This window comes from Nocardia sp. NPDC056541 (genome assembly GCF_042794235.1).
Lineage (GTDB): Bacteria > Actinomycetota > Actinomycetes > Mycobacteriales > Mycobacteriaceae > Nocardia.
Window position 1 is genome coordinate 147748 of the sequence record NZ_JBHTUD010000015.1, and the last position, 12722, is coordinate 160469.

General features: G+C 70.0%; 6 protein-coding genes. 1 reads left to right on the forward strand and 5 read right to left on the reverse strand.

Features of this window, described 5'->3' with window-relative positions; genetic code table 11:
* Nucleotides 1-37 precede the first annotated feature (37 nt).
* Genes ACFQ9R_RS25350 through ACFQ9R_RS25365 form a run of 4 tightly spaced genes read right to left on the reverse strand, consistent with a single transcriptional unit; the run spans nt 38 to nt 10457 of the window.
* Nucleotides 38-5245 (reverse strand): amino acid adenylation domain-containing protein, encoded by a 5208-nt coding sequence (locus tag ACFQ9R_RS25350; protein ID WP_378993666.1) that lies wholly within the window; start codon nt 5243-5245, stop codon nt 38-40.
* Between the two features lie 13 nt (nt 5246-5258).
* Entirely contained in the window at nt 5259-8402 is a 3144-nt protein-coding gene (nbtC, locus tag ACFQ9R_RS25355) for a nocobactin polyketide synthase NbtC (RefSeq protein WP_378993667.1), read from the reverse strand.
* Nucleotides 8395-9708, reverse strand: a complete 1314-nt coding sequence (locus tag ACFQ9R_RS25360) for a polyketide synthase (protein WP_378993669.1) — start codon at nt 9706-9708, stop codon at nt 8395-8397. Before ACFQ9R_RS25360 ends, nbtC begins: the two co-directional genes overlap by 8 nt.
* Nucleotides 9705-10457, reverse strand: a complete 753-nt coding sequence (locus ACFQ9R_RS25365; RefSeq protein ID WP_378656614.1) for a thioesterase II family protein — start codon at nt 10455-10457, stop codon at nt 9705-9707. The genes ACFQ9R_RS25360 and ACFQ9R_RS25365 overlap by 4 nt, the downstream gene beginning before the upstream one ends.
* 255 nt (nt 10458-10712) lie before the next feature.
* Between ACFQ9R_RS25365 and ACFQ9R_RS25370 the strand changes: the two genes are divergently transcribed.
* Entirely contained in the window at nt 10713-11375 is a 663-nt protein-coding gene (locus ACFQ9R_RS25370; protein WP_378993671.1) for a GNAT family N-acetyltransferase, read from the forward strand.
* Nucleotides 11376-11437: 62 nt separating this feature from the next.
* Here the strand turns inward: ACFQ9R_RS25370 and ACFQ9R_RS25375 are convergent, their stop codons facing one another.
* The gene (locus ACFQ9R_RS25375; protein ID WP_378993673.1) at nt 11438-12709 is read right to left on the reverse strand and encodes a SidA/IucD/PvdA family monooxygenase; all 1272 of its coding nucleotides are present in this window, start codon (nt 12707-12709) and stop codon (nt 11438-11440) included.
* Between the last annotated feature and the right edge of the window lie 13 nt (nt 12710-12722).

The window sequence follows — 12722 nt, forward strand, 5'->3', positions numbered from 1 at the left end:
TCCCTTCCTAACTGCTCGTTCATCCCGACGTTCGTGCTCATCCCTGCGCGGACCAGGCGGCCGTCAGCGCGGACAGGGCGTCGGATTCCAGGCCCGACGCGCTCATCGGCGCGTGCGAAACCTGTTCGGGCTCATCGGCGTGCGTCGCGTCACCGGCGGCGGCGTCGACGGCGGCGGCCAGTTCGGTGATCGTGGCGCATTCGAACACCAGCTGCGGCGACAGCGGCAGGCCGAGGGCATCGGCGCGCGCCGACCACTGGATGGAGATGACGCTGTCACCACCGAGGGCGAAGAAGTTGTCCTCGCCGACGACGTCGTCGATTTCCAGCAGTTCCTCGATCAGCGCGATCAGGGTGCGCTCGGTGTCGGAGTCGGTCGCCGCACCGGTGGCGACGGCGCTCGCGGCCACCGGGGCGGGGGTGGCCAGCAGACGCTCGAGATCCGCGGCGGGCAGCACACGCAGGTCGGCCACCGGCAGGTCCGGCGTTTCGGCGAAGGCGCGCAGCGTGGCGGCGAGCGCGTCGGCGATCAGCGCGGCCGTGGCCGGTTCGTACAGATCGGCGTTGACGACGACGCGGACGTCCATGCCGCCCTCGGCGGTCACGTTCAGGCTCAGGTTCAGATCCAGGAACGAGACGTCGAAGTCGGCGGGCAGCACGGTGACAGTGCTCTCCCCCGAGGTCGCGAACGGGAGCGTGGTGGGTGCCCAGTCGGCGCCACGGAAGTGGATCATGCTCTGGAACAACGGGTTCCGCGAGCGCGAGCGACGCGGGTTGAGCGCTTCCACCAGGCGCTCGATCGGCAGCTCCTGGTGGGCGTTGGCGTCGAGCACCACATTGCGTGCCCGAACCACGGTGTCGCGCAACGTCGGTGCGTTCGACAGGTCGTTGCGCAGCACGACCATGTTGGCGAACAACCCGATCAGGGCGGTCGTCGCCGGATCGGTGCGCGCCGCGACAGGAGTGCCGAGAGTGATGTCGGTGCCACCACCGAGGGTGTGCAGCAGGGTGGCGACCGCGGCCTGGCACACCATGAACTCGGTGGCGCCGCTGCGGACCGCGAGCGATTCGAGCCCGGAGCGCACGGCGGCGGGCAGCGAGAAGCTCACCACTTCACCGCGCTTGCCGAGCACCGGCGGACGCTGCCGATCGTGGGCGACCGCGATCTCCTCGGGAACACCGGCGAGCGTGGACCGCCAGTACTCGATCTGGTCGGTGGCGAACGCGCTCGGTGCGGCCTGGTCGAACAGTTCGCGTTGCCACAGCGCGTAGTCGGCGAACTGGACCGGCAGCGGCGCCCAGTTCGGCGCGCCGCTGTGTTCGCTGCGAGCCCGGTAGGCGGCGGTGAGGTCGTCGAGCAGCACGCCGAAGGACGCGTGATCGGCGACGATGTGGTGCACCAGCAGCGAGAGCACGTGGGCGCCCGCGTCGAGCACGAGCAGTTCGGCGCGGATCAGCGGCTCACCGTCGAGGGTGAAGTGGTAGCCGGCGATCTCGGCGAGTGCCTCGGTGAGCTGCCCGGCGGCGAGCTCGCGCACCGGCAGCGGGACCGGTGCGGCGGGGTGCACCACCTGGTAGGGCACGCCGTCGTGTTCGGGGAAGGTGGTGCGCAGCGACTCGTGCCGGGCGACCACGTCATCGAGCGCGGCACGCAGGGCCGCGATGTCGAGTGCGCCGTCGAAGCGCAGGGCCAGCGGCAGGTTGCCGACCGAGCCCGCACCCTCCATTCGGTACTGGAACCACATCGCCAGCTGCGAGTACGACAGCGGAACGCGCTCGCCGCGCGGGCGCCCACCGATCGCCGGGCGGCTGGACCGCCCCGGTCCGGCGGTCGCGGTATCCGCCGTCACGGTTTCGGCCGGGTCGGCGGTCGTGCTCTCGGCGGGGGCGTCGTCGAAGTCGTTGTCGACGGCATCGAGGTCGATATCGAATTCCGCCAGGAAGCGGGCGACCAGGTCGGCGGCCAGGGCGGCGGGCGTCGGGCTGTCGAACACGACGCGCACGTCGAGCTCGATGCCGAACTCCGCGCGGACCTGGGCCACCAGGCGCGCCGCGAGCAGGGAGTGCCCGCCGAGTTCGAAGAACGAGTCCTCCGCGCTGACCTCGTCGAGGTTGAACAGGGCGCCGAACAGGGCGCACACCTTGCGTTCGGTGGCCGTGGCCGGAGCGCGGTGGGTGCGTACCACGGCGGGGGACGCCGCGGGCAGGGCGCGCTTGTCGAGCTTGCCGTTGACGGTGAGCGGGATCTCGGGGATCACCGCGAACGCGCTGGGCACCATGTATTCCGGCAGTCCGCCTGCCGCGAACGCGTGGACCTGTTCGAGGTCGACCGTGCCCTCGGCGGGCACCACATAGGCGGCGAGCATCGCGCCGATGGCGGGGTCCTCGGTCACCACGACCACGCAGTGGGCGACGGCGGGATGCGCGGCGATCGCGGCCTCGACCTCGCCGAGCTCGATGCGGAAACCACGCACCTTCACCTGTTCGTCGGCGCGGCCGACGAACTCGAGCTCACCGAAGGCGTTGCGGCGCACCAGGTCACCGGAGCGGTACATGCGGGCGCCCATCGCGGGGCCGCCCTCGGCCGCCGCGAACGGGTCGGCGACGAAACGCTGCGCGCTCAGCGCGGGACGGTCCAGGTAGCCGCGGGCGAGCTGATCGCCACCGAGGTAGAGCTCACCGACGACGCCGTCGGGCACCAGCTGCAATGCCTCGTCGAGGACATAGGTGTAGACGTTGCGGTTGGGGACGCCGATCGGCACCACGCCGGTACCCTGCGGACCCGCGACCGGCATATGGGTCGAGCAGACCACGGCCTCGGTCGGTCCGTAGTGATTGCGGAGTTCGGCCTCGAGGGTGTTGAAGAACCGGTCGGCGACTTCGCCGGGCAGCGCCTCGCCGCCGACGGGGATCTGGCGCAGCGACTGCCATTCGCTGATCTCGGGCAGCAGCAGGAACGTACTCAGCATCGACGGCACCATGTGCAGCACCGTCACCTGGCGGCGGGTTATCAGGTCGGCGACGTAGCGGATATCGCGGAAAGCGTTGGGCTTGGGCACGATCAGCTGCGCGCCGACCGTGAGGGTGATCGCGATGTCGACCAGCGAGGCGTCGAAACTCACCGACGACGACTGCATCAGGCGGTCGGCGGCGGTCATGTTCCAGTCGGCGGTGAAGCAGACGATGTGTTCGGCGATCGCGTTGTGCGGCACCGGAACACCCTTGGGCTTGCCGGTGGAGCCGGAGGTGTAGATGACGTAGGCCAGGTTCGCGGGGAGTAGCGGACGCAGGCGCTCGGCATCGGTGGGCGCGGTCGCGGGGAGACCGGCGGCCATCTCTTCAGCAGCGGCCAATTCGACTGCGCCGAGCAACAATCGAGGGTTCGCGTCCTCGATCAGGTACTCGATGCGATCCTGCGGGTAGGCCGGATCGATCGGGAGATAGGCGCCACCGGCCTTGAGGACGGCGAGCACGGCGACGATGAACTCCACCGAGGTGCCGAAGCGAAGGCCGACGAGGTCCTCGGTGCCGACGCCCTGCCCGATCAGCCAGTGGGCCAGGCGATTCGCGCGCGCGTGCAGCGCGGCGTAGGTGAGCTCGGTGTCGTCGGAGAGCAGTGCGAGCCCGTCGGGGGCGGCGGCCGCGGCCGATTCCAGCAGGGCGACAAGGGTGGTCGCCGGTTCATCGACGAGGGCGCCGTGCGAGCGATCCAGCAGGGTCGCGCGGTCGGTGGCACCGAGCATGTCGAGGTTGGCGAGTCTGCGTCGCGGCTCGCGCAACGCACTGTCGAGGAGCTGACCGAAGTGCGCGAGCAACTGGTCGACGAGGGCCTCGGCCAGCACATCGGTCTGGTACTCGGCTTCCACCACCGCGGTGCCGTCGGCGTCGAGCACGATGGCCAGCGCCAACGGCACCTGCGCGCTCGCCGCGCCGAGTTCGAGCTGGGTGGAGCTCACGCCGTCGAGGGCGAAACCGTCAGCGCTCTTGCGCACCGAGAAACCGAGGCGGACCAGCTGATCCAAGCCGTCGCGCCCGGCCACCCGATCCGGGTTCGCCTCGCGGACGACACGATCGATGCCGACGCCCCGATGCGCGAAGGCGCCGGTGCAGGTGTCGCGGACCGCGGCGACGAGCTGGGTGAAGTCGGCGTGGGCGCCCATGGTGGCGCGCAGCAGCAGCGTGTTGCCGAAGTAGCCGATGAGCTGTTCGGTGCCCGCGGGGCGATCGGTCACCGGGATGGAGACGAGGAAGTCGTCGGCGGCGGTGTAGCGGTGGATCAGCGCGTCGAAACCGGCGAGCAGCACCATGAACGGGGTCGCGGCCTGTTCGCGGGCGAACTGTTCGGTGCGGGTGACGAGCTCGGCAGGCAGACGGTGGGTGCGGCGCTGGGCGTTGCGGCCGGGGGTGGCCGAGGCGGAGCCGGGCAGTTCGAGGGGTTCGGGCAGCGGGCGCAGGGCCTCGCGCCAGAACGCCACGTCGGCCTCGGCGGGTTCCGCGGTCGACGCGATGGCCGCGAATTGCACGGTGTCACGGCCGAGCGCCGAATCGCCGTGGCCTGCCTCGTTCGCTTCGTCGGGTGAGGCGGCCGGGGCGCTCGGTGTGGACGATCCCGCAGTGCTCGACCCGGCGGCGCTCGGCTGCCCGGCCCGGTACGCGGCGTTCAGTTCGGCGAAGAACACCGCCCAGGAATCGTCGTCCCAGGCGATGTGGTGGATGGTGAGGAGCACGACGTGCTCGTCGGTCCCGGTGCGGATCAGCGTCGCGCGCAGCGGGAGTTCGGTGCCGAGCGCGAACGGACGACCGAACTCACGCTGGGCCAGCACCTCCACCCGCAGGTCACGACCCGACTCCGCGAGCTCGGTGAGGTCGTGGGTCGACCATTCGGCCTGGGCGTCGGCGGCGAACACCTGATACGGCGTGCCGTCGACGTCCGCGCCGTAGGTGGTGCGGAGGATGTCGTGGCGAGCCACCACCTGGTCGAACGCCGCGTGCAGGCGATCGGCGTCGAGCGGGCCGGTGAGGCGGTAGGCGACACAGATGTTGAGGGCGGTGTCGTCGGCGTCGCGGGTCTGCAGGAACCACATGCGGCGCTGGCCGGGGGTGAGCGGGCGCCGCTCCCCCACCGGAATACGCGGTACGGCAACGGGTTCGGCGTTCACTACGGCCATGCCGCGTTCGCGCAGCTTCTGCTGGAGCAGCAGTTTGCGGCGCTCGGCGACGGACAGGGTGGCTTCGGTGTCAGACATGTTCTTCGGCCCCTCAGCCCTGGTTGGTGTTCTGTGCCATGAGCAGCACGACATCGTCGAGCGATGCGCCGCCGAGAATCGCCGCGACCGGCAGATCGCGATCCAGTTCCGCTCGCACGCGCTTGCGGAAGTCCAAGGCCTGCAAGGAATCGAGGCCGAGTGCGACCAAGGGCATGGTGGCGTCGATGGATTCGGCGCTGTCACCGCCGATCACCTTGAGCAGTTCGGTGCGCATGCGCAGGTCGAGCGGGAAATTATCGGTGGGCGCCGCGGGCGCCGCAGCGGCCACGTCCGCCGGAACCGCACTCACCGTGGCGGCGGGCGCCGGTGCCACCTGCGGTGCGGGCGTGGCGGATTCGAGACCGGTGAGCACGCTGGCCTGGCCGAACGCGCCGAGCACCTCGCGCAGGAAGTCCCAGTCGGCGGCGATGATCATGCCGTCGCGCACCGGCGCGGCGAGCCCTGCCTCGATCGCGTCCGCGGGCACCATCGGGAACACGCCTGCCTCCTCGACCCGGGCGAACCCGGCGTCGTCGAGCGGGCCTGCCACGCTCCACAATCCCCACTGCAGGCTCGCGGCGGCGATGCCACGGGCGCGCAGCCTGCGGGCCGCCACGTCGAGCATGCGGTTGGTCACCGCGTACAGGACCTGTCCGCGTCCGCCCAGCGTCGCCGCCATCGACGAACACAGCAGAACCCGGCAGTCCACGGTCAGCGCGACCGCGTCGATCAGGTTGTCCAGGCCGCGCAGCTTCGCGGCGGCGGCGGTGCGCACGGCGTCGCCGGTGATCTGGTCGAGTTCGGCGTCCACGTAGTTGACCGCGGCGTGAATCACCAGGTCGACCGGGCGATCGGCGATCTCGGCACCGAACGCCTTGGCGGCGTCGACATCGCTGACATCACACGACCGCACTACGATCTCGGTCGCGCCGATACCGCGCAGCCGAGCCAGTTCCGGTGCCAGCGCCTCGGTTTCGCCGCTGCGGCTCAGCAGCGTGACGCGGCCCGCTCCGGTGCGCGCCAGCTGATCGGCGAACCGCAGACCCAGCTGACCGGTGCCACCGACGATCACCACGTGATCGAGATCTGTTCCGAGCGAACCGGTTTCATTGGTGGTATCGACGACCAGGCGCTTGACGAACAGCTTACCGGCGCGCAGCGCCAACTCGGCTTCCCCGCTGGAGTGCACCGCACCGACGATCTTGGCGGCCTGGGCGGGAGCGGATTCGGTCGCGGCGAGATCGAGGTGCCGGAACAGGATTCCCGGGTTCTCGATACCCACACTGCGGAATCCGGCGCTGACGCCCGACTGGAACAGCCCGGGAATCGGGTCACCGTCGTGGACCGTCTCGCCGCCGACGGTCAGCAGCCAGCACTCGCCACCGGGACGCAGCGCGGACAATGCCGGGGCCCAGGCGCGTTCGGCGTAGAACCGCACCAGCGCGTCGATCGCACCGGCGCTGTCGTCGTCGCCGGCAGCGGGCAACAGCACGACCACGGAGTCAGCGGCGCCCACAGCGTGGTCCCGGGCGTTCTGGCCCGAAGGCGCGTCGGCGGCTCCGATCGCGCGCGCGTCGGCGCCGTGGCGGTCCGCGGCGGCCACCAGGGCGGCGGCCAGCTCGGCGCATTCGCCGGTGTGGTCGACGACGAGGAGACTGCGCGGCGCGGTCAGCGCGCGACGCTGCACCGGAATCCACTGTTCCACCAGCCGTTGCGGTTTCGGGGTGGAGACCACGAGTTCGGCGGGGGTCTCATGGGCGCCGAGGGGAGCCCACAGTCGCTTGGCGTTGGTGACGGTGTGCGGGAAGTCGCGCAGCGGGAGGCTGACGGTGTCGTCGACGCGCAGTGCGTCCCAGCGGTAGTCGATGTCGAGGACGGCGACCTGGGCGAGATTGCGGGTGAACTCCGAGAGCCCGTCCGCGGTGCGCAGCGACGTGCCGAGGACGCGGAAATCCCGCGCGGGCAGGCCGGGACGGTTCGGGACCAGGCTGAGGTTTTCCTGGATGGCCAGTTGCAGCACGGGGTGTTCGGCGACCTCGATCAGCAGGTCGACGCCGTCACTGCCCGCGCTGACCACGGCGCGGTCGAACCGGACGCGGTTGCGCAGGTTCCAGTACCAGTACTCCTCCTGCTTGAGGTCGGGCGTGATCATCTCGCCGAGAGTCGCGCCGTAGCACGGGATCTCGGAGGCGGAGAAGTTCGGTGCGCTCATCTCGTCACCGAGGAAGCCTTCGAACTCGGTCCGTACCTCGGCGACGATGGAGGTGTGTGCCGGGAAGGCGACCCGGATCTCCCGCGCGAACTGGCCGCGCGCGGTAGCGGCGGCCACCAGATCGACGACGGCGCCGCGTTCACCGGAGATGGCGATGATGTGCGGCGAGTTGACGACCGCGAGCTCGGCCCACCCCGAGTGCCGTGCCATCAGCGCTTCCACGCTCTCGCGGTCCATCCCGAAGACCGCCATCGAATAGCCGCGCGGGGACAGCCGGTCCGCGAGCAGGGCGCGATGGGTCACCGCGAGCACCGAGTCACGCAGCGTCATCACGCCGGAGACCGCGCCCGCGGCGAGTTCGCCCTGGCTGTGGCCGATGGTCGCGTGCGGATCCACCCCCGCGGCTCGCCACACCGCGGCCAGGCCCGTCATGTGGAACATCAACGCGGGCTGCACTTCCCACACCGTGTCCTCGTACTGCCCTTCGTGGCCGAGCAGATAGTGCAGCGGCTGGGAATGACCGAAACGTTCGGCGTGGATGGCGGCGCATTCGTCGACCACCGCGCGGTAGTCGGCCGACAGCTCATAGAACGTCGCACCCATGCCGGGCCGCTGACTGCCCTGGCCGGGGAAGACGAACCCGATCCGGCGCGCGCTCGCCGGCACGTCGCCGTGCACCACGAGTGCGTGCTCGGAGCCGGTCGCGATCGCGTCGAGTGCGGACAACAGCTCATCGGTCGCCCCCGTCGGCGACGCCAGGATCAGCGCCCGGCGACGACGGGGCACGCGGGTGCGCAACAGCATGTCCGACAATCGTTGCGCGCTCGCCTCGGGATGCGCGGCAACATAGGCGCGCAGGGCGGCCGCCTCGGCGCGCAGTCCCTCGACACTGTCGGAGGACAGCAGGACGGGAACGCTGCCGTCCGGTAAGCGGTACTCAGCCATGGTTGGTCTCCTCCAGCACCGGCAGGCCGACGATGGCGTGCGCGTTGGTTCCCGCGACGCCGAACGAGGACACCGCGGCATAGCGCAGGCCGTCCGCGCGCGGCGCCCAGTCGGTGAGTTCGGCGGCCAGGCGCAAACTGGTCGCGTCCCAGTCGATCTCGGTATTGGGCGCGTCTGCCCACAGGCTCGGTGCGATGGCGCCGTGCGCACCACACAGCAGCACCTTGATGAGCCCGAGCATCCCCGACGCCGCCTGGGCGTGGCCGGTGTTGGACTTCACCGAGCCGAGCAGAGGTCCGTCGGTGCGGTCCGGGTTGCCGTAAGTCGCTGCCAGTGCGGTCAATTCGAGCGGGTCGCCGACGGCGGTGCCGGTGCCGTGGCCTTCGATCAGGCCGATGTCGTCGGCGCTGATCCCGGCCGCGGCGACCGTGTCCTCGATCAGCCGCTGCTGAGCGCCCGCGCTCGGCACCGCGATCGGGGCGCCGGAACCGTTGTGGTTGACCCGCGAACCGAGCAGCTGCCCGTAGATCCGGTGCCCCAGCGCCTTCGCCCGCGATTCCCGTTCCAGCACGATGACTCCCGCGCCCTCTGCCCAGAGGGTGCCGGTGGGGTCGGCGGCGTAGGAACGGCAGTGGCCGTCGGTGGCGAGGGCGTTGTTCTTGGAGAACTCGTAGAACGCGCCGGGCGAACCCATCACGCACACTCCGCCGGCCAGCGCCCATTCGCACTCGCCCGCGCGGATCGCCGAGGCCGCCTGGTGCACGGCGGTCAGCGACGACGCGCACGCGGTGTCCACACTGATCGAGGGACCGACCAGGCCGAGACCGTGGGAGATGCGCCCGGCGACCGCGCCGAGCGCGGTCCCTGTGGCGCGATAGCCGCTGTACTCGTTCACCGAGCCCACCCGTGGCCCGTATTCGACGGTCGAAACGCCCATCCACACACCGGCCGAATCACCGTCCAGCGCACCGGGATTGATGCCCGCGTGTTCGAGCGCACGCCACGCGACCCGCATGGCCACGCGCTGCTGCGGGTCCATCGCCACCGCTTCGCGCGGGGTGATGCCGAAGAACTGCGCGTCGAAGTCGGTCGCACCGTCGAGGAACCCGCCCGCGTCACGGACCGGCGCCCAGCCTTCGAGCCTGCCGAGGGCGAACAGTTCGTCGAGCGGCCAGTCACGGTCGCGCGGGAACGGGCCGATCAGCTCACGCCCGGAAGCGAGGGCGGACCAGAAGTCGGGCAGGGTCTCGACGCCGCCGGGGGCTTCGACACCCATCCCGACGATCACGATGGGATCGGAGTTCATCGCGCGAGGGCCTTGCCGACGAGCGCCTCGGCGATGCCGTCGATGTTCTCGTCGAGGTAGAAGTGACCGCCCTCGAACAGGTTGACCTCGATCTCGGCGGTGGTGCTCTGGTCCCAGCCGTAGAGGTCGCGCGGCCCGACGAACGGGTCGTCATCGCCACCGAGCACCAGCACGGGTGTCGCGACAGCCACGTCGGGACCACAGGAATAGGCGTCGAAGGCGCGGTAATCGGCCTTCAGGACCGGCAGCGCCATCCGCATCACCTCACGGCTGGCCATCACGTCGGCGCCGGTGCCGTTGAGCGTGGCCATGTGGTCGAGCAATTCGTCGTCCTCGGTGGGATGTGCGGGGAGCTCGGCGATTCGGTGCGGTGCGGCGGCAGCGGAGACCACCAGCAAACGCACGGACAACCCCGCGGCCTCGGCCAGCCGGACGAATTCGAACGCGACGATGGAGCCCATGCTGTGACCGAAGACGGTGAGCGGTGCGCCGGTGTTGTGCGCGGAGTCGCGGAACGCCTCGAAGGCGCCGGCGGCCAGCTCGGGCAGAGTCTGCGCGGCGGCTTCGCGCGCGCGGTCCTGACGGCCGGGGTACTGGACGATCGCGGTGTCGAAGTCGGCGGCCATACGCTTGGCGAACACCCGATATGCCGAGGCGCCCGCACCCGCGTGCGGGAAGACGATCAGCGGCGGTAGGGAATCGGTCCTGGGGGCCTGAAATTGCCTGATCCAGCCGAGTTCTCTTGCCATGTCGCTCTCCCTCACCGGCCGCGCAAAGCTGCGCGGCCGTTTCGCACTATCCAAACGCCGCGCTCACGCACGGGCCCGCCCGGCGCTGTCGTCCGGGACGGGGCGAATCCTGTTGCATCCGAATCCGACCCGAATCGGGAACGGCCCGGCTATCACCGGGCGATCGGTCGGGCAACAGTAACACCCAGCCATTAGTATAGGCTAGCCTTACCAATCGAGGTGACCAAGGTTACGATTGAACGGAGCACCGAGTAGATGAACCCCGCCGGGACCCCCACCGCGCTGCCCCGCGAGCAGACCGATCTGCCCGCCGAGGTGGCCGCCGCGCCCGCACCCGTGCTGCCGGTCTTCGCGGCGCCGTTCAGCCTGCGCCTGGCCGATCCCGACGGCACCGATCCCGAGTTGCTCGCCGAATGGATGGCCCGCCCGCACCTGCTCGAATCCTGGGAACAGGACTGGGACGCCGACCGCCGCCGCGAGAACTTCCGCGCCCAGCTGGCCGGAACCTATTCCCGCCCGTGCATTCTCAGCCTGGACTTCGCCGTCCTCGGCGAGCCCGAACTCGGTGTGCGCGACATCGCCTACCTGGAGTTCTATCGCGCCGCCAAGGACGAGATCGGTCGCTTCTACGACAGCGACCCCAGCGATACCGGCTTCCACATCGCCACCGCCGACACCGCGGTGATCGGCAAGGGCATCATGTCCGCCTGGATCTCCACCATGACCACCGCCGTCTTCGCGGCCGATCCCGCTTGCCGCCGCGTGTTGGCCGACCCCGACCACCGCAACGTGGCGATCGCCCGCAGCCTGGCCAAGGCCGGGTTCCAGCCGATCGGCGAGATCGACGTCCGTCCCGACCGGCGGATCGCGTTGCAGTACGTCCCGCGCACTCCGGAAGACATCATCGCGCCGCGTTGAGCGCAAGAAAGCCGAACACAAAAGAGCCCCCTCTCGACGAGAGGGGGCTCTTTTGTGTGCACTCAGCGCGCGATGGCGGCAGCCCGCGCCCGAGCAGGCACCGTTTGCAGCACCCGGTCCGAAAGTTCGCCGAGGCAACTGAGGTTCGGGAACCCCGGCCCCTGCGCCATCGCGGCCATATTGGGCAGATAGAGCTTGCCGCCGAGCCCGGTGACCGCCAGGTCGTAGCCGATCGACGACTCGATCCGCGACTGTGTCAACGCACCGCCGACGGCGAGCTCGAGCCGATCCGCGGTCCGCTGATCGAACATCTCGAGGAACCACAGCGGCTGACCACCGGTGGCATCCACCACCAGGTCGAAGTTGTGGACCTGGTCGGCGCGCAACTCGTTGCTCAGTGTCAAGGCCAGTGATTCGCCCTGCGGCGCGATCTTGGTGACCCGCCCCTGCAGGTGATGAACGCGGTTGTCGCCCAACAGACTTTCCTGCACACGCACCGAGAACACCCCGCGGTCGGTGCGCCGGATCACGTCGCGCCGTTCCTGGATGCTCAGCGCCGCCCACTTCACGGGATCGCTGAACAGCGAGTTCTCGAAGAAGCTCTCGCCACGGGTATAGAGGGTGGCCAGCGGCGAGATCACCGAGATGGTGAGCATCTCGTGGCGAACCAGCTCGTCCAGCGCCGAACCGCCGGTCTCGCCGCCACCGATCACTGCGGCGCGGGAGGCGGCGGGCAGCGTGCGTTTGCCTGCCCGGTCCCAGAATTCGGCGATGCTGAGCACACGGGGATGGTCGAGGAGGGCACGGCTGCTGCGGCCGGGGCCGGTGATCATCAGGCCGTCGGCGGTGAGCCGGCTCTGCGCGCCGTCGGCGTCGACCACGTCGACCTGCCACTGCTCACCGTCGCCGTGACCGATCTTGTCCACCCGACCGAGCACCAGCTCGAGGTCGATGGACTTCGCGACCCACTGCAGGTACTTGGCCCACACATGGTGTTGCGGACTCGGCCTGCCGCGGTCGATCCACTCGGCATAGGTGCCGTGTTCGATCAGGAACGTGGTCCAGCTGAACGCGGCCATCGCGTGATCGATATCGCGGTTGCGCCCGCGCGCCCAGGTGGAGTGGTACGGGAAGCCGACGTCCTTCTCGGGGCTGGTGCCCAGCCGGTGCTGCCCGTCGGTCCAGCCGCCGGTGGGCAGCCAGTTGCCGCCGACGGCATGCGCCTCGACCACGACCACGCGCGGAGCGGGCATCCCGAGGGAGCGCAGAACGTGTGATTTAGTCGCCACCGCAAGGGCTTTCGGCCCAGCACCGACTACCAGGAGGGTATCCACCGGTTCGTTCTCC

Excerpts from the sequence above, each read along its gene's own strand:
- ACFQ9R_RS25370 (WP_378993671.1), top strand. The coding sequence starts at position 10,713 with ATGAACCCCGCCGGGACCCCCACCGCGCTGCCCCGCGAGCAGACCGAT.
- ACFQ9R_RS25350 (WP_378993666.1), bottom strand. The coding sequence starts at position 5,245 with ATGTCTGACACCGAAGCCACCCTGTCCGTCGCCGAGCGCCGCAAACTG.
- ACFQ9R_RS25365 (WP_378656614.1), bottom strand. The coding sequence starts at position 10,457 with ATGGCAAGAGAACTCGGCTGGATCAGGCAATTTCAGGCCCCCAGGACC.
- ACFQ9R_RS25360 (WP_378993669.1), bottom strand. The coding sequence starts at position 9,708 with ATGAACTCCGATCCCATCGTGATCGTCGGGATGGGTGTCGAAGCCCCC.
- nbtC (WP_378993667.1), bottom strand. The coding sequence starts at position 8,402 with ATGGCTGAGTACCGCTTACCGGACGGCAGCGTTCCCGTCCTGCTGTCC.